Origin of the sequence: Streptomyces sp. SCSIO 75703, from assembly GCF_036607905.1 — a bacterium.
In the GTDB taxonomy this organism is placed as follows: Bacteria; Actinomycetota; Actinomycetes; order Streptomycetales; family Streptomycetaceae; genus Streptomyces.
Window position 1 is genome coordinate 5503389 of record NZ_CP144555.1, and the last position, 15985, is coordinate 5519373.

The window sequence follows — 15985 nt, forward strand, 5'->3', positions numbered from 1 at the left end:
ACGCACGCTAACCCGCCCGTCCTCCGCGCGGAACGAGGCGGGCGGGCGCGGCCCTCTTCCGGCCGCGCATACCGACTGGTTAGTCTGACGTCCACGGTGAGGCCCCGGGCCCACCCCGTGCCGACCCGACCCGACCCGACCCGTGCCGACCCGGCCCGACCCGCGTCGATGGCCGGCCGCGGCACGGACCCCCAGACCCGCCGCCGTGAAGGAGCCCCCAGGTGGATGCCGTACAGGACGCCGCAGTCGTCGTCACCGGGGCCGGAGGCGGCATCGGCGCCGCCCTGGCCCGCCGCTTCGCCGCCGAGGGGGCCCGGGTCGCCGTCAACGACCTGGACCCGGGGCGGGCGCGCGCCGTCGCCGACGAGATCGGCGCCGTGGCCGTGCCCGGCGACGCCTCCGAGGTCGTCCCCGCGGCCCGGGAGGCGCTCGGCGGCACGATCGACGTGTACTGCGCCAACGCGGGCGTCGCCTCCGGAGGTACGGAGGCCGCCGGCGAGGACGTCTGGGCCCACGCCTGGGACGTCAACGTGATGGCCCACGTCCGCGCCGCCGAGGCGCTGCTGCCCGACTGGCTCGCACGCGGCGCGGGCCGGTTCGTCTCCACCGTCTCCGCCGCCGGACTGCTCACCATGATCGGCGCCGCCCCCTACAGCGTCACCAAGCACGGCGCCCACGCCTTCGCCGAGTGGCTGTCGCTGACCTACCGCCACCGCGGCGTCAAGGTCCACGCCATCTGCCCCCAGGGCGTGCGCACCGCCATGCTCGACGCCGCCGGCACCGTCGGCGACCTCGTGCTGCGGCCCACCGCGATCGACCCGGCGGACGTCGCGGACGCCCTCTTCCGGGGCATCGAGGAGGACCGCTTCCTGATCCTGCCCCACCCCGAGGTCGCCGGTCACTACCGCGCCCGGGCCGCCGACCCCGACCGCTGGCTGGCCGGGATGAACCGCGTCCAGCGCACGTGGGAGGCGGCCGGCTGAGCGGCCCGCCCGCGCGACGTCCGCCCGGCGGCCGGTCCTGCCCGGCACGCCGGCGGCGGAGAATGGGAGGATCCTCCTCCGGGAACCGCGTTCCCCTCCAGGCACCACGACGGACAGTGACACGGAAAGGCAGGTGACGGCAGTGCCCAGGACCACGGACGGGGACGGCACTCCGGTGCCCCGGCGGCTCCTGGCCGCCGCCACCCGGCTCTTCGCGGAGCAGGGCTACGACCGCACCTCGGTACAGGAGATCGTCGAGGCGGCCGGCGTCACCAAGGGAGCGCTCTACCACTACTTCGGCTCCAAGGACGACCTCCTGCACGAGGTGTACGCACGCGTGCTGCGCCTCCAGCAGGAACGCCTGGACGCCTTCGCGGACGCCGACGAGCCCGTCGAGAAACGGGTGCGGGACGCGGCGGCCGACGTCGTCGTCACCACCATCGAGAACCTCGACGACGCCTCGATCTTCTTCCGCTCCATGCACCACCTGAGCCCGGAGAAGTACCGCCAGGTGCGCGCCGAGCGACGGCGCTACCACGAGCGCTTCCGCGCGCTCATCGAGGAGGGCCGGCGCGCCGGGGTCTTCACCGACGAGGTCCCCGCCGACCTCGTCGTCGACTACCACTTCGGCTCCGTGCACCACCTCTCCACCTGGTACCGGCCCGACGGTCCGCTCGGCCCGCAGGAGGTCGCCGACCATCTGGCCGACCTGCTGCTGCGCGCCCTGCGGCCCTGAGGGGCCCGGCCGCGGCCACCGCCCCGGGACGGCAGCCGTCCGGCGGCGGACGAGGAGTGGCCGGTGCGCCGCCCCGGGGACGCGGGGCGGCGCACCGCGCACGGACCGTCAGGCGTACCGCCTGATCTCGCGGCGGGCCAGCGAGCGCTGGTGCACCTCGTCCGGGCCGTCCGCGATCATCAGCGTCCGCGCGGCGGCGTACAGCTCCGCCAGCGGGAAGTCCTGGCTCACCCCGCCCGCGCCGTGCAACTGGATCGCCCGGTCCACGATGTCCACCACCGCGCGCGGCGTGGCGATCTTGATGGCCTGGATCTCGGTGTGCGCGCCCTTGTTGCCGACGGTGTCCATCAGCCAGGCCGTCTTCAGCACCAGCAGCCGCAGTTGCTCCACGGTGACCCGCGCGTCCGCGATCCAGTTGTGGACCACGCCCTGCTGGGCCAGCGGCCTGCCGAACGCCTCCCGGGAGGCCGCCCGCCGGCACATCAGCTCGATCGCCCGCTCCGCCATGCCGATGAGCCGCATGCAGTGGTGGATGCGGCCGGGGCCGAGGCGGGCCTGCGCGATGGCGAACCCGCCCCCCTCCTCGCCGACGAGGTTCGTGACCGGCACGCGCGCGTGGTCGAAGACCACCTCGGCGTGGCCCCCGTGGTCGTGGTCCTCGTACCCGAACACCCGCATGGCGCGCGTCACCGTGACGCCGGGCGTGTCGCGCGGGACCAGCACCATCGACTGCTGGCGGCGCACGTCCGCGCCCTCCGGGTCCGTCTTGCCCATGACGATGAAGATCCGGCAGTCCGGGTTCATCGCGCCGGAGATGTACCACTTGCGGCCCGTGACGACGTACGCGTCGCCGTCGCGCTCGATGCGCGTGGTGATGTTGGTGGCGTCGGAGGAGGCCACCTCCGGTTCGGTCATGGCGAACGCCGAGCGGATCTCGCCGGCCAGCAGCGGCCGCAGCCACCGTTCCCGCTGCGGCCCGTCCGCGAACTGCGCCAGCACCTCCATGTTCCCGGTGTCCGGCGCGGCGCAGTTCGTCGCCGTCGGCGCCAGGTGCGGGCTGCGGCCGGTGATCTCGGCGAGCGGCGCGTACTGGAGGTTGGTGAGGCCGGCGCCGAACCGGGCGTCGGGCAGGAAGAGGTTCCACAGGCCCCGGCGGCGGGCCTCTGCCTTCAGCTCCCCGACGATCCGCGGGGTGTCCCAGGGCGACGCCAGGGCGGCGCGCTGCTCCCGGGCGACCGGCTCGGCCGGGTAGACGTGCTCGTCCATGAAGGCGAGCAGCCGGGCGCGCAGCTCCTCGGTGCGCGCGTCGTACGCGAAGTCCATCGCGGGTCAGCCCTCCTGAAGCGTGGTCAGTCCGTGCTCGATGAAGACCGGCACCAGTTCGCCGATGCGGTCGAAGCCGCCGCCCACCGTGCGGCCCAGCGTGTAGCGGTAGTGAATGCCCTCCAGGATCACGGCGAGCTTGAACCAGGCGAACGCCGTGTACCAGGCGACGGCGCCCACGTCCCGGCCCGAGCGGCGGGCGTAGCGCTCGACCAGCTCGGCCGGGGAGGGGTGGCCCGGCGCCTCGGCCGTGGTGGCGACGGGGGAGCCCGGCATGCCGAGCGGTGTGCTGTACATCGCCAGCAGGCCGAGGTCGGTGAGCGGATCGCCCAGGGTGGACATCTCCCAGTCCAGGACCGCCGCGACCTCGCCGTCCGCGCCGATCAGGACGTTGTCCAGCCGGAAGTCGCCGTGCACGACGGCCGGGGCGGGGGAGCGGGGCAACGCCCGGCCGAGCGCGCCGTGCAGTTCGTCGATGCCGGGCAGGTCGCGTCCGCGCGAGGCGTCGAGCTGGGTGGCCCAGCGGCGCAACTGGCGTGCGAGGAAGCCCTCGGGACGGCCGAAGTCGCCGAGCCCGACCTCGCCGGGGTCCACCGCGTGGAGGGCGACGAGCGTGTCGACCAGGTTCAGGACGGTGTCCCGGGTGCGCTCCGGGCCGAGCGGGGCGAGCTGGTCCGCCGTGCGGTACGGGGTGCCCTCGACGAACTCCATCACGTAGAACGGTGCTCCGAGGACCTCCTCGTCCTCGCAGAACAGCACCGTGCGCGGCACCGGCACCCCGGTCGGGTGCAGGGCGCTGATCACTCGGTGCTCGCGCGCCATGTCGTGCGCGGTGGCGAGGACGTGCCCGAGCGGCGGGCGGCGCACGACCCAGCGGGCGGTGCCGTCGCCCACCAGATACGTCAGGTTCGACCGGCCGCCCTCGATCAGCCGGGCCGTGAGCGGTCCGTCGACCAGACCGGGCCGTTCACGGTCGAGCAGGTCGCGCAGCCGGCCCGGGTCGAGTCCGGGCGGATGGTCGGGGCTCATCGTCGCTCCTCCAGTCGGGGTGACCAGGACACGCCTCATGATGCCGACCGGTCGGTATGGAGTCCAGTGGGCGGGCGGAACGTGAGCGACGCGACGACACGCCGATGGCCTTCCGCACGGTCCGTGCGGGGCTCCTTCGGCGTGTCGTCGCTCGGGCGGACGCGGGGAGCGGGTCCGGGCCGGACACCGGCGGGGACCGGGTCTCCCGCGCGGTCAGTGGTCGTCCCAGTGCCCCTCGTGGGCGGCGTGCCGGTGGCCGTCGTGCAGGTAGTCCACGTGGTCGCCGTGGCGCACGCGCGGGTGCCCGCAGTCCTCGCCGTGCCGGTGCGGGTGGTCCGCGTGCGCCGTGTGGCCGGCGGGCTCGCACTCGTCCCAGTGGCCGCCGTGCGCGCGGTGCAGGTGGCCGTCGTGCGCGTAGTCGACGTGGTCCCCGTGCGGGACCTCGGTGTGGCCGCAGGCCGGGCCGTGGACGTGGGGGTGGGCGGCGTGCTCCTGGTGGGCGGTGGTCATGGTGCTCAACCTCCGGGGGCAGGGGAGAGGCGGGGTGGCGTGGGTGCCGTCGGGCACCGCCCAGGGGGCCGGGCGTCGCCTTCCCGCGACGCGTGTGCGGCCGTCCCGGGCCTGCGTGCCGTCCGGGTACCCACGGGGGGTGAAGCCACGTACGCCCGTGGCGGGGCGGGCGTTCAGAGGACGATGGCCGCCCCGCACACCGCCAGGGCGACCGCGCACAGGGCCGCCGCCGCGGCGTGCGGCGGGGCGAGCGCCCCCGGGCGGTGGGACGCGTCCAGCGTGCGGATGCGCAGGTGGGCCAGACGCAGGAAGGCCAGCCAGAACAGCGCGCACAGCGCGCCGGCCGCGACCGACGCCGGGGACGGGCCGCTGCCCAGCGCGCTCCGCGCCGCCAGCACCGTGACGACCGTGCCCGACAGGGTCGTACGCCGCCACGCCAGGCGGGTGCGCTGCGGCTGGAGCCCCGGATCGCGGCCCGGGGCCGCGCCGGCGTCCGTGCTCACCGCTCCCACCCGACGAGCACCACCAGCACCATGGCCACGGCGACGACCGCCACGACCAGGCCGAGCACCACCGGGAAGCGGGAGGCGGGCAGGTCCTCGCCCCGGCGCATCGCCCGTTCGCAGCGGACCCAGTGGTTCACCGCGCGCAGCGAACAGAGCACACCGGCCGCGAGCAGGGCCAGGGCCAGGCCCACGCGCCAGCCCCAGCGCAGGTCGGGCAGGAACTGGTCCACCGCGAAACCGCCGCCGATCAGGGCCAGGGCGGTGCGCAGCCAGGCCAGGAACGTGCGCTCGTTGGCCAGCGAGAAGCGGTAGTCGGGGGTCGGGCCCTCCCTCCGGACCTCCTCGGGGGCGAACCACAGGCGGGCGTTCCGTACGAAGGGGATCACGCGGGCGACCCTATCCAGAGCGGCCCGCGCCGTGCCGGTACGGGCGGCGTCGGCCCGCCCGCGTCTCCCGCGCCGCACCCGGCGTGCCCGCCCGCGTCTCCCGCGCCGCACCCGGCGTGCCCGCCCGCGTCTCCCGCGCCGCACCCGGCCCGCCCGCGCCGCCCGTGCCGTACCCGGGCACGGCTCCGGCGGTAGCCGGGGGTCAGGGGGACGCGCGCAGGCGCCGGTACGCCTCCAGGCCGTCCGGGACCCAGGGCCAGTCCTCCAGGCGGGCCTCCAGTTCCCCCTCGGTCAGGAAGGCGTGCCAGGCGACCTCCTCGGGCTGCGGGCGGACCGGCCACTCGCAGCGCACGTCGTAGACCGCCGACCACCAGGTGTGGCCCGCGCCGTTGTCGTAGAGGAAAGTGAAAAGGTGCCGCGGCCGGGGAAGGCCGGGGACGCCGAGTTCCTCGCGGGCCTCGCGCAGGGCGGCCTCGTCGTACGACTCGCCCGCGCCGACCACCCCGCCGACGAACATGTCGTAGAAGGACGGGTAGACCAGCTTCACCGGGGTGCGGCGGTGGACGAAGAGGCGGCCCTCGGGGTCGCGGGCCCGGACGAAGACGGCGCGGTGGCGCAGGCCCCGGGCGTACACGTCGCCCCGGCGGGCCCGGCCCACCACCCGGTCGTCCTCGTCGACGATGTCCAGGATCTCGTCAGCGCTCATGTGTCCATCCAAGCAGCGCGGCCGGTCTCCGCCGGCGCCGCGGCCGCTCCCCGGGGCAGGGCCGGGTGCAGCCCCAGCAGGACGATGCCCGTGACCGCCGCCGCCAGCCCGCCGGCCTCCCACGCCAGGGCCCCGGCGCCGGTGCGCAGCCGGTCGCCGAGGAAGCCGACGCCGCAGGCGATGCCCGCCAGCGGCTGGGCGGCGGTCAGGGCGGGCAGGGACCTGCGCAGCGGCGCCGTCTCGAAGGCGCTCTGCACGAGCACCAGCCCCGTGACGCCGAGGACGACGACCCCGTAGGGCTGCCAGGCGGTGAGCAGGCCGACCAGGCCCTCGGCCGAGAAGCGCCGCCCGCTGACCCGGGTGAGCGCGTCCTGCACCCCGTAGAGCAGCCCGGCGGCGAGGGCCAGGAGTGCGGGGCCCCAGGTCAGCCGGGCCCGCCGGGCGCACGCCGTGAGCAGCAGGGCGAGGCCGAGCACCCCGCCGACGACCAGCCAGTGGCGTACCGGGTCGGTGACCGCGCTGCCGCCGCGCGGCCGGCCCGCGACGATGAACGCGGTGACCCCGCCGGCCAGCAGCACCAGCCCCGACCAGCCCTGGCCGCCCAGCGGCTGCCGGGTGCGGAGACGGGAGAGGGCGAGGGCGAAGAGCAGGTTCGTGGCGAGCAGGGGTTCCACCAGGGTGACCCCGCCCGCGCCGAGCGCGAGGGCGCCGAGCACCATGCCCGCCACCATGAGCGCGATGCCGCCCAGCCAGCGCGGCACCCGGATCAGGTCCAGCAGCAGCCGGGGGGAGAGGAAGTCGCCCAACGGCGCGCGCTGGGCGGCGTCCTGCTGGAGCACGAAGCCGAGGCCCAGGCAGCACGCGGCGCTCACGGCGAGGACCAGTACCAAAAGCGTCACGCTGCGTACCTCGATCGTCAGGCCGGGTCACGGAGTGTGCCGGGGCGACTCTAGCGCCGGGGGCTCCGATACGCCGGTCGAGTCCCGCATCCGGGTGGTGTTTCGGTAGCTGCCTTTGGCAAATGCCTGGGGAATTAAGGGAGTTGACGCGTGTAACGGCCTGTCCGGCCTTGACGACGAGTCATGGCTACCGCTTGGCTTCGCGTGATCACTCCATGGCAACCGGCTACGACGACCTACCGCGTCACGTGAGGAAGTCCCCCGCGGTGACCCCACCCCCGCCTCCCCTCGTCCGAGTCCGCGGACGCGCGGCCCACAGCCTCGACGAGGCCCTCGACGACGCCGAACTCGTCGCCACCCGCGCGGCGCTGGCCCAGGGGCGGTGGCAGTCCGCCCGCTCCCTGCTGGTCCGTACGGGTGATGACTGGGACCGTCGCGCACACCGCGCGACCGTCCTCGCCCAGGAGCCCTCCTGCGCCGCCTGGGCCCGCGAATGGCTGCTCGCCGACCCCGGCTCCGGCGACGCCGCCCTGCTGCTCGCCCTCGCCCTGGTCCACCGTGCCCTGCGCGGCAAGGAGGCGCCCGACCGCTGCCGGGAGGCGTGCCGGACGGCCGCCGGCTCCCGCCCCGCCGACCCGACCCCCTGGTTCGGCCTGCTGCTGCTCGAACGTGCCCTGGGCCCGGAGGACGAGGTGGTCCGCGTCTTCGACGAGGTCCGCGGCCGGTACGCCGACCACCACCACGCCCACCACCTGATGGTCGCCCGGCTCGCCGAACGGCGCGGCGAGACCGGACCCGACCCGCTCCACGAGGTCTACGACTTCGCCGGCCGGGCCGCCGAGCAGGCGCCCGCGGACTCCCCGCTGGCCATGCTGCCGGTCATCGCCCACGCCGAGCGCTACCGCGTCCTCGCCGCCGCCGGGCACGAGCCGCCCGACCCCGGCGCCTCCGGCCACTGGTCGGGGCGCCGCGCCCGGCTGGTGATGCAGGCCGCCTTCGACTGGTGGCTGGAGTGGGAGCACGAGGGCCACCCGCGCCGGCTGGTCGACCTCAACTTCCTCGCCCACGCCAAATGCTGCGAGGGCCGTGGCGCCGAGGCCGCCGCGCTCTTCCACCGCATCGGCGGCCACGCCACGTCCGCCCCGTGGTCCTACCCGGACCGTGATCCGCACACCGCCTTCCGCGCCGCGCGGGCCGGCGCGCTCGGCGCGACCCGACCCCGACCCGGCCGAAGGACGGTCCCGACGACCACCGGCAGTTCGGGCACCTCGCAGGCCCCGTGAACGACGGCGGGCGCGGACCGCGGGAACGACGGCGGGGCGGTGACCGGATGGCCACCGCCCCGCACGCCTGTCCCGCTCCCCGGCGGGCTCATGCGAGCCCGCCGGGGCTATATGAACAAGGACAGCAGCAGCACCAGACCACCGGCGACCACGGAGATGATCGTCTCCATGACGGACCACGTCTTGATCGTCTGGCCGACGTCCAGCCCGAAGTACTCCTTCACCAGCCAGAAACCGGCGTCGTTGACATGGCTGAAGAAGAGCGAGCCCGCGCCGATCGCCAGCACCAGCAGCGCCGCGTGCGTGGTCGACATGTCGGCCGCCAGGGGGGCGACCAGACCGGCCGCGGAGACCGTCGCCACGGTCGCCGAACCGGTCGCCAGCCGGATCGCGACCGCGATCAGCCAGGCCAGCAGCAGCGCGGGGATCGACCAGTCCTTGGAGATCTCCAGGATCATCTGGCCCACGCCCGAGTCGATCAGCGTCTGCTTGAAGCCGCCGCCCGCGCCGACGATGAGCAGGATGCCCGCGATCGGCGCGAAACCGGTCTCGACGACCCGGGACACGCGCTCCTTGCCGAAACCGGCCGGCCGCATCAGCGTGAAGATGCCGACGAGCACGGCGGCCAGCAGGGCGATCATCGGCGAGCCGGCCACGTCGAAGACCCGCTGCACCAGGTGGTCCGGATCGTCCACGACGATGTCGACCAGCGCCTTGGCGAGCATCAGCACGACCGGCAGCAGCACCGTGAACAGGGTCGCGCCGAAGCCCGGACGCCGCTCCAGGTCCTCGGAGGCACGCTGCGGGATCATCCGGTCGGGGGCCGGGACGTCCACCCAGCGGGCCGCCAGCCTGCCGAAGAGCGGACCGGCCACGATCACCGTCGGAATCGCGATCAGCACACCGAGGGCCAGCGTCACACCGAGGTTGGCCTGCACCGCGTCGATCGCCACCAGCGGGCCGGGGTGCGGCGGGACCAGCCCGTGCATCACCGAGAGACCGGCCAGCGCCGGGACGCCGATGCGCATCAGGGAGTAGTTGCCGCGCTTGGCGACCATCAGCACCACCGGGATCAGCAGCACGATGCCGACCTCGAAGAAGAGCGGCAGACCGATCACGGAGGCGATCAGCACCATCGCCCACGGCATCGCCCGTCCGCTCGCCCGCGCCAGGATCGTGTCCACGATCTGGTCGGCGCCGCCGGAGTCCGCGAGCATCTTGCCGAGGATCGCGCCCAGCGCGATCAGCACGCCGACGCCCGCCACGGTCGAACCGAGCCCGGCGGTGAAGCTGGTGATGACCTTGTCCAGCGGCGCCCCGGCGAACGCGCCGAGCGCCAGCGAACCGATGGTCAGCGCCAGGAAGGCGTGCAGCTTGTACTTGGTGATGAGCAGGACGATGACGGCGATGCCCAACAGGACGGCTATGCCGAGCTGGGCGTGGCCCGCCGAGGTGATCGGCTCGGCGGTGTCCGCTGCCAGCATCTCGACACTGAGTCTGGTCACGGTGGTTTCCCTTGCGGTGATGGAGAGGGGTGGGGAAGGGGGAGTGGGGAGAGTGACGGTGCCAGGGGCTAGCGGGCCGCTCCGGGCAGGGCCCGCAGGGCGGCGCACGCCCGGTCGGCGATCTCCTCGGGGGTGCCGGCGACGTCGACCGCGACCCCGGTCTCGTCCGGCTGGAGCGGCTGGAGCGTGGCGAACTGCGAGTCGAGCAGGGCGGTCGGCATGAAGTGCCCGCGCCGGTGCGCCATCCGCTCCTCGATCAGCGCGCGGCTGCCGGTCAGGTGCACGAAGACCACGTCCGGAGCGGCGGCGCGCAACCGGTCCCGGTACGCCCGCTTCAGCGCCGAACTGCTCACCACCCCGCCGAGCCCGGCCCGGCCGTGCGCCCAGCCGCCGATCGCGTCCAGCCAGGGCAGCCGGTCGGCGTCGGTGAGCGGGGTGCCGGCCGTCATCTTGGCGATGTTGGCCGGCGGGTGGAAGTCGTCGCCCTCGGCGTAGGGGACGCCGAGCCGGTCCGCGAGCAGGGGACCGATCGTGGTCTTCCCGGTGCCCGCCACGCCCATGACCACGACGACGTGGGGGGTGCGCAGTTGATCCATCGTGCTCTCGCTGTCTGCTGTCTCCGTCGACATCTGATGTCCACGCAACTGAAACCCATAGGTACGACGAATTCAAGACTCTGTGACAAATAAGTCTGACTTTTTGTTTCCGTGACGTACCTCGTACGCTGAGTCCCATGAGCACACAGGGCCGAGGGCTGCACGGCCGCGTACTGGACACCCTCGGCCCCGCCATCACCGCGGGGCGGTACGCACCGGGCAGCGTCCTGCGCACCGACGAGCTGGCCCAGGACTTCGAGGTCTCCCGCTCCGTGATGCGCGAGGCGGTCCGGGTGCTGGAGTCGATGCGGCTGGTCGCCTCCCGCCGCCGGGTGGGCGTCACGGTCCTGCCCGAGTGCGAGTGGAACGTCTACGACCCGCAGGTCATCCGCTGGCGCCTGGCCGGCGCCGACCGCCCCCGCCAGTTGCGGTCCCTGACCGTGCTGCGCTCCGCGGTCGAACCGGTCGCCGCGGGGCTCGCCGCGACCCGCGCGACCCCGGAACAGTGCGCCGAGCTGACCGAGTGCGCGCTCGGCATGGTCGCCCACTCACGCGGCGGACGTCTGGAGGGCTACCTCCTGCACGACGTCGCCTTCCACCGGGTGGTCCTCACCGCCTCCGGCAACGAGATGTTCGCCCGGCTCGGCGACGTCGTGGCCGAGGTGCTGACGGGGCGCACCGAGCACGACGTGATGTTCGACGACCCCGACCCCGCCGCCGTCACCCTCCACGTGCAGGTCGCGGAGGCGGTCCGCGCGGGCGACGCCGCCGAGGCCGAGCGGCTCACCCGGGAGATCACCGTGGGCGCCCTGCGGGAACTGGACGTCCTCGCCCCGTAGACGGGACGGACCGGAAGCGCTCAGCCGGGGAAGTCCCCGTCCACGTAGACCCACGCGCCGCCGGAGCGCTCGAAACGGCTGTGCTCGTGCAACGAGCCCCCGCGGTACGACGCCCGGAACTCCACCGTCCCGGTCGAGTGGAAGGCGGAACCGCCCGACGTCCCCAGGATCTCCAGACCGGTCCACCGCGTCGCCGGGTCCAGGTCGAGACGGGCGGGCCGGGTCCGCGGGTGCCAGGTTCGCAGCAGGTAGGCGGCGTCCCCGCGCGCGAAGGCGCTGTACCGCGAGCGCATCAGCGCCTCGGCGGTCGGCGCGGCGGCGGCCCCCGAGTGGAAACGGCCGCAGCACGACGCGTACGGCTCGGGCAGCCCGCACGGGCAGGAACGCGTGGTCATGGCCGCCATTCTGCCCGGTCGGCACGGCGGCCCCACGGCACGGTGGGCCGGGGACCCGGGAGCACCGACGCGCCCCAACGCGAAAGACCCCTGCTCGGCAGGGGTCTCACATGGTGTCCGAGGGGGGACTTGAACCCCCACGCCCGATAAAGGGCACTAGCACCTCAAGCTAGCGCGTCTGCCATTCCGCCACCCGGACAAGGTGTGTGTCGTGCGGGGTGTTCCCCGCGGCGACGACGTAAACATTACCAGGCTTTCGGGGGTGCCCGATCACCCCCCGGCCCGGCGTGAACGCGGCGCGACGGGGCCGGGACCCGGCTTGGGCCGCACCGGCCGGACGGGCAGGATGGGGGGACCCACCAGCAGTGACAGCGGGAGGAAGCACGTGAGCGAGAAGGGCACGGCCGACAGCGCCACCGGCGAGGACGAGGTCGTCGACCTCTGCCGCGAGCTGATCCGGATCGACACCAGCAACTACGGCGACCACTCGGGGCCCGGCGAGCGCAAGGCGGCCGAGTACGTCGCCGAGAAGCTCGCCGAGGTGGGTCTCGAACCGCGGATCTTCGAGTCCCACCCGGGCCGGGCCTCCACCGTGGCCCGCATCGAGGGCGAGGACCCCTCGCGGCCCGCGCTGCTCATCCACGGCCACACCGACGTCGTCCCGGCCAACGCCGACGACTGGACCCACCACCCCTTCTCCGGCGAGATCGCCGACGGGTGCGTGTGGGGGCGCGGCGCCGTCGACATGAAGGACATGGACGCGATGACCCTCGCGGTCGTCCGCGAGCGGATGCGCACCGGGCGCAAGCCGCCCCGCGACATCGTCCTGGCCTTCCTCGCGGACGAGGAGGCGGGCGGGACGTACGGCGCCAAGCACCTCGTCCGGCACCACCCCGAGCTGTTCGAGGGCGTCACCGAGGCGATCGGCGAGGTCGGCGGCTTCTCCTTCACGGTCAACGAGAAGCTGCGCCTCTACCTCGTGGAGACCGCCGAGAAGGGCATGCACTGGATGCGGCTGACCGTCGACGGCACGGCCGGCCACGGCTCGATGACCAACGACGACAACGCCATCACCGAACTGTGCGACGCCGTCGCCCGGCTCGGCCGGCACCAGTGGCCGGTCCGTGTCACCAAGACCGTGCGGGCCTTCCTCGACGAGCTGTCCGACGCGCTCGGCACCGAACTCGACCCCGAGAACATGGAGGAGACCCTCGCCAAGCTGGGCGGCATCGCCCGCATGATCGGCACGACCCTGCGCAACTCGGCCGCGCCCACCATGCTCGGCGCCGGCTACAAGGTCAACGTCATCCCCGGCCAGGCCGTCGCCCACGTCGACGGGCGCTTCCTGCCGGGGTACGAGGAGGAGTTCCTCGCCGACCTCGACCGCATCCTCGGCCCGCGGGTCCGGCGCGAGGACGTGCACGCCGACAAGGCGCTGGAGACCGACTTCGACGGCCGGCTCGTCGACGCCATGCAGACCGCGCTGAGCGCCGAGGACCCCATCGCGCGGGCGGTGCCCTACATGCTCTCCGGCGGCACCGACGCCAAGTCCTTCGACGACCTGGGCATCCGCTGCTTCGGCTTCGCACCGCTGAAGCTGCCGCCCGAGCTGGACTTCGCGGGCATGTTCCACGGGGTGGACGAACGCGTCCCGGTGGACGGACTCAAGTTCGGTGTGCGGGTGCTCGACCGCTTCCTCGACGCCTCGTGACCACGCCCGCGTACACCCGTCCGTATTCGTCCGGGTGTGCGGTGACCGACCGGGACGGGTGAATGCGCTCATAAGCTCGTAGCCTCATTACTCCCTCCTCGTTACACGGGGTGCGATCGGCAAGTGGGGATCGCACGTTGCTAACTAGGAGGAACAATGATCAAGAAGGTCGTCGCCGTCGCGGCTGCCACCGGTGGGCTGGTTCTCGCGGGCGCGGGCCTCGCCGCCGCCGACTCGGGTGCCCAGGGTGCCGCCGTGCACTCGCCGGGCGTCCTGTCCGGCAACGTCGTGCAGGTTCCCGTGCACGTCCCGGTGAACGTCTGCGGCAACACGGTCTCCGTGATCGGCCTGCTGAACCCGGCCTTCGGCAACGTCTGCATCAACAAGTGACGTTGCGCCTCGTCCCCTGAGGACTGAGCCGCTCGGCCCCGGGGCGCGCACCACGCGCTCCGGGGCCGAGCGCTCGGGGGGTGGAGGCCGGAGGGCTCCAGTGTTTTTCGGGACAACGGGACTACGGGACTAGGGCAAGGCAGGTTTCACGAAATGCGACAGGTCACCCGCAAGGGCCTGATGACGATGGCGGCCGCCACCGGCGTGATCGCCGCCGCGGGCGGAGTCGCCCACGCCGACTCCGGGGCGTACGGGGCGAGTTCGGGTTCGCCCGGCGTGCTGTCCGGCAACACGGTGCAGGTGCCGGTGCACGTCCCGGTCAACCTGTGCGGCAACACGATCAGCGTCGTCGGCCTCCTCAACCCGGCGATGGGCAACGCCTGTGCCAACCAGGGCGGCGGCGCCGGCGCCGGCCAGGGCGGTGCGCAGGCCGGCGGCCACACCACCGGATCGCCGGGCGTCGCCTCCGGCAACCAGGTCCAGGTGCCGGTCGACGTGCCGGTCAACGTATGCGGCAACAGCGTCGACGTCGTCGGCGTCCTCAACCCGGCCGCGGGCAACGGCTGCGCCAACGGCGGCGACCACGGGACGCCTCCGGGCGAGCCGGGCGAGCCCGGCATCCCTGGTGAGCCGGGGGAGCCCGGGGAGCCGGGGACTCCTGGTGAACCCGGTGAGCCCGGTGAACCGGGCACCCCCGGTGAGCCCGGCACCCCTGGTGAGCCCGGTGAGCCCGGTACTCCGGGGAACCCCGGTGAGCCCGGCACCCCCGGCGAGCCGCGTGACCCCGGCACCCCGGGTGAGCCCCGGACCCCGGACACCCCCGCGACCGGCGTCAGCCACCCGCGGACCGCGCAGCTCGCCGCGACCGGCAGCGAACTCCCGCTCGGCCTCGTGCTGCCGGCCGGCGCCGGCGCGCTCCTCGCGGGCGCCGTGCTCTACCGCAAGGCGCGCACCGCCGCCTGAGGCGCGCGCCCCGGCGCCACCCGACGCGCACGCGCCACCACACACGGAGCGGGCCCCGCACGCGCGGGACCCGCTCCGTGATGTCTCCCGGCCACGGAGGGCCGGGCTCGCCCCGGTCTCACCAGGTGGCACGGACCTGGCGGATGATCCGCCGACGCAGCCGCACCCTGCGGCTCCCGTCGCGCAGCAGGGTCAGGCGGTACAGCTCCCAGTGTCCGTACTCCGCGTGGTCCGTCAGCAGGCGTGCGGCCTCCTTGCGGGAGACCGCACGCGGTAGGTACACATCGACAAATTCGTATTCCGGCATCGCATCTATTGTGCGGTCTGGGGCCCGGTACGGATAGCGTCTGCACTATGTCTGATGCTGCGCAGCCCACCGCTGCCGAGGTACGCGCCGCCGCCGAGGCCGTCAAGACCGCGCTCGACCGCCACCTGGCGGCGGTCGAGCGCCGGTCGCGGGAGGACGACCCGGCCGTCTTCGAGGCGTTCAACCTGCTGGCCGCGGCGGCAGAGGCGTACGACGAACTGCTGTACGACCGTTACGACGAGGTCACCCCCTTCGAGATCCCCGGCGGGGACGACACCCTGCCCCCCTACACGGGGCCCGAGGAGCCGAACGCGCTGAGCGTGCTGATCCGCCGGGACTACGCCGTCGTGGAGCCACAGCGGCTGATGGCCCAGGCCCGCTGGGTCGAGGCGGCGGACGACGACCAGGCTCACCCGGAGGCCGCCGAGACCGTGCACGGGGCGCTCGGCATCCTCTTCGGCGAGTTCGAGGCCGACGAGATCGCTTCCCGGCACAAGGAGTTCGGACTGGAGGAGGGCGATTCGACCCTCTGGGTCACGGCCGCCGACGAGGCGGCCGAACCCGGCGAATGGCTGGAGGCACCCTTCGAGGACGTCGACCCGCAGCGGGTCGTCTGCCGCTTCGACGTCAGCGCCGTCTTCGACGACGAGGACGACGACTTCCACGGCTACGAGGACGACGAAGACGACCACGACGGCGGGGACGACGAGGGAGACGAGGCCGACGGGGCGGGCGAGGACGACGACGCGGACGACGTGGTCGACGCCGCGGAGGGCCTCACGGTGGACGACGACATCGAGGACGCCGACATGGAAGAGGTGGAGCGGGACGGCGACGGGGAGCCGGAGCCGCTCGACGCCGGGCGCTGAGCCCGGCACGGGGCAGCGCCGCCGGTGGCGGTCGTGGAGGGGTGCCCTC

Annotated in this window: 19 protein-coding genes and 1 tRNA gene; 8 read left to right on the plus strand and 12 right to left on the minus strand. The window is 73.9% G+C overall.

Features of this window, described 5'->3' with window-relative positions:
• Window positions 1-221 precede the first annotated feature (221 nt).
• Both VM636_RS24215 and VM636_RS24220 read left to right on the plus strand, forming a co-directional pair.
• Window positions 222-983, plus strand: a complete 762-nt coding sequence (locus VM636_RS24215) for an SDR family NAD(P)-dependent oxidoreductase (RefSeq protein ID WP_338485698.1) — start codon at window positions 222-224, stop codon at window positions 981-983.
• 142 nt (window positions 984-1125) lie between these two features.
• Complete coding sequence (locus VM636_RS24220) at window positions 1126-1719, plus strand: TetR/AcrR family transcriptional regulator (RefSeq protein ID WP_030418036.1); 594 nt, start codon at window positions 1126-1128, stop codon at window positions 1717-1719.
• 108 nt (window positions 1720-1827) lie between these two features.
• Here the strand turns inward: VM636_RS24220 and VM636_RS24225 are convergent, their stop codons facing one another.
• The 7 genes from VM636_RS24225 to VM636_RS24255 all read right to left on the minus strand — a co-directional run bounded on the left by VM636_RS24225 (window position 1828) and on the right by VM636_RS24255 (window position 7078).
• Entirely contained in the window at window positions 1828-3042 is a 1215-nt protein-coding gene (locus tag VM636_RS24225) for an acyl-CoA dehydrogenase family protein (protein WP_338485700.1), read from the minus strand.
• Between the two features lie 6 nt (window positions 3043-3048).
• Window positions 3049-4071, minus strand: a complete 1023-nt coding sequence (locus VM636_RS24230; protein WP_030418038.1) for a phosphotransferase family protein — start codon at window positions 4069-4071, stop codon at window positions 3049-3051.
• A 213-nt stretch (window positions 4072-4284) separates the two neighbouring features.
• Window positions 4285-4581 carry a hypothetical protein gene (locus VM636_RS24235; RefSeq protein ID WP_030418039.1) on the minus strand — a complete coding sequence of 99 codons (297 nt, stop codon included), beginning with the start codon at window positions 4579-4581 and terminating at the stop codon, window positions 4285-4287.
• A gap of 173 nt (window positions 4582-4754) precedes the next feature.
• Entirely contained in the window at window positions 4755-5084 is a 330-nt protein-coding gene (locus tag VM636_RS24240) for a DUF202 domain-containing protein (protein WP_030418040.1), read from the minus strand.
• Complete coding sequence (locus tag VM636_RS24245) at window positions 5081-5473, minus strand: DUF202 domain-containing protein (protein ID WP_030418041.1); 393 nt, start codon at window positions 5471-5473, stop codon at window positions 5081-5083. Before VM636_RS24245 ends, VM636_RS24240 begins: the two co-directional genes overlap by 4 nt.
• 202 nt (window positions 5474-5675) lie before the next feature.
• Window positions 5676-6179, minus strand: a complete 504-nt coding sequence (locus VM636_RS24250; RefSeq protein ID WP_338485703.1) for an NUDIX domain-containing protein — start codon at window positions 6177-6179, stop codon at window positions 5676-5678.
• On the minus strand, window positions 6176-7078 hold the full coding sequence (locus VM636_RS24255) for a DMT family transporter (RefSeq protein ID WP_338485707.1): 903 nt from the start codon (window positions 7076-7078) through the stop codon (window positions 6176-6178). The genes VM636_RS24250 and VM636_RS24255 overlap by 4 nt, the downstream gene beginning before the upstream one ends.
• 266 nt (window positions 7079-7344) lie before the next feature.
• Here VM636_RS24255 and VM636_RS24260 point away from each other — a divergent pair, with 266 nt between their 5' ends.
• A complete protein-coding gene (locus tag VM636_RS24260) occupies window positions 7345-8361 on the plus strand; it encodes a hypothetical protein (protein ID WP_234312496.1) in 1017 nt (338 codons plus the stop codon).
• A gap of 107 nt (window positions 8362-8468) precedes the next feature.
• Here the strand turns inward: VM636_RS24260 and VM636_RS24265 are convergent, their stop codons facing one another.
• Window positions 8469-9866: a gluconate:H+ symporter gene (locus tag VM636_RS24265; protein ID WP_030418045.1), complete on the minus strand. Its 1398-nt coding sequence runs from the start codon at window positions 9864-9866 to the stop codon at window positions 8469-8471.
• 68 nt (window positions 9867-9934) lie between these two features.
• On the minus strand, window positions 9935-10453 hold the full coding sequence (locus tag VM636_RS24270) for a gluconokinase (RefSeq protein WP_037857246.1): 519 nt from the start codon (window positions 10451-10453) through the stop codon (window positions 9935-9937).
• 146 nt (window positions 10454-10599) lie between these two features.
• Here VM636_RS24270 and VM636_RS24275 point away from each other — a divergent pair, with 146 nt between their 5' ends.
• Window positions 10600-11301 (plus strand): FadR/GntR family transcriptional regulator, encoded by a 702-nt coding sequence (locus tag VM636_RS24275; protein WP_030418047.1) that lies wholly within the window; start codon window positions 10600-10602, stop codon window positions 11299-11301.
• Between the two features lie 20 nt (window positions 11302-11321).
• Here the strand turns inward: VM636_RS24275 and VM636_RS24280 are convergent, their stop codons facing one another.
• A complete protein-coding gene (locus VM636_RS24280; protein WP_030418048.1) occupies window positions 11322-11696 on the minus strand; it encodes a YchJ family metal-binding protein in 375 nt (124 codons plus the stop codon).
• Between the two features lie 111 nt (window positions 11697-11807).
• Window positions 11808-11895 (minus strand) — tRNA-Leu (locus tag VM636_RS24285).
• Between the two features lie 186 nt (window positions 11896-12081).
• On the opposite strand from VM636_RS24285, the gene VM636_RS24290 reads away from it, so the two are divergent.
• The 3 genes from VM636_RS24290 (at window position 12082) to VM636_RS24300 (ending at window position 14760) form a co-directional block, all read left to right on the plus strand.
• Window positions 12082-13407 carry a M20/M25/M40 family metallo-hydrolase gene (locus VM636_RS24290; RefSeq protein WP_030418049.1) on the plus strand — a complete coding sequence of 442 codons (1326 nt, stop codon included), beginning with the start codon at window positions 12082-12084 and terminating at the stop codon, window positions 13405-13407.
• Window positions 13408-13563: 156 nt separating this feature from the next.
• Window positions 13564-13797 (plus strand): chaplin ChpH, encoded by a 234-nt coding sequence (chpH, locus tag VM636_RS24295; protein WP_030418050.1) that lies wholly within the window; start codon window positions 13564-13566, stop codon window positions 13795-13797.
• Window positions 13798-13950: 153 nt separating this feature from the next.
• On the plus strand, window positions 13951-14760 hold the full coding sequence (locus tag VM636_RS24300) for a chaplin (RefSeq protein ID WP_338485711.1): 810 nt from the start codon (window positions 13951-13953) through the stop codon (window positions 14758-14760).
• A 118-nt stretch (window positions 14761-14878) separates the two neighbouring features.
• Here the strand turns inward: VM636_RS24300 and VM636_RS24305 are convergent, their stop codons facing one another.
• Window positions 14879-15067, minus strand: coding sequence for a DUF5703 family protein (locus VM636_RS24305; protein WP_030418052.1), 189 nt, complete (start codon window positions 15065-15067; stop codon window positions 14879-14881).
• Between the two features lie 47 nt (window positions 15068-15114).
• On the opposite strand from VM636_RS24305, the gene VM636_RS24310 reads away from it, so the two are divergent.
• The gene (locus VM636_RS24310) at window positions 15115-15936 is read left to right on the plus strand and encodes a hypothetical protein (RefSeq protein WP_030418053.1); all 822 of its coding nucleotides are present in this window, start codon (window positions 15115-15117) and stop codon (window positions 15934-15936) included.
• The last annotated feature ends 49 nt before the right edge of the window (window positions 15937-15985 follow it).

Coding starts and splice junctions, on each gene's coding strand:
- VM636_RS24225 (WP_338485700.1), bottom strand. CDS start 3,042: ATGGACTTCGCGTACGACGCGCGCACCGAGGAGCTGCGCGCCCGGCTG.
- VM636_RS24230 (WP_030418038.1), bottom strand. CDS start 4,071: ATGAGCCCCGACCATCCGCCCGGACTCGACCCGGGCCGGCTGCGCGAC.
- VM636_RS24235 (WP_030418039.1), bottom strand. CDS start 4,581: ATGACCACCGCCCACCAGGAGCACGCCGCCCACCCCCACGTCCACGGC.
- VM636_RS24250 (WP_338485703.1), bottom strand. CDS start 6,179: ATGAGCGCTGACGAGATCCTGGACATCGTCGACGAGGACGACCGGGTG.
- VM636_RS24275 (WP_030418047.1), top strand. CDS start 10,600: ATGAGCACACAGGGCCGAGGGCTGCACGGCCGCGTACTGGACACCCTC.
- VM636_RS24280 (WP_030418048.1), bottom strand. CDS start 11,696: ATGACCACGCGTTCCTGCCCGTGCGGGCTGCCCGAGCCGTACGCGTCG.
- chpH (WP_030418050.1), top strand. CDS start 13,564: ATGATCAAGAAGGTCGTCGCCGTCGCGGCTGCCACCGGTGGGCTGGTT.
- VM636_RS24300 (WP_338485711.1), top strand. CDS start 13,951: ATGCGACAGGTCACCCGCAAGGGCCTGATGACGATGGCGGCCGCCACC.
- VM636_RS24305 (WP_030418052.1), bottom strand. CDS start 15,067: ATGCCGGAATACGAATTTGTCGATGTGTACCTACCGCGTGCGGTCTCC.
- VM636_RS24310 (WP_030418053.1), top strand. CDS start 15,115: ATGTCTGATGCTGCGCAGCCCACCGCTGCCGAGGTACGCGCCGCCGCC.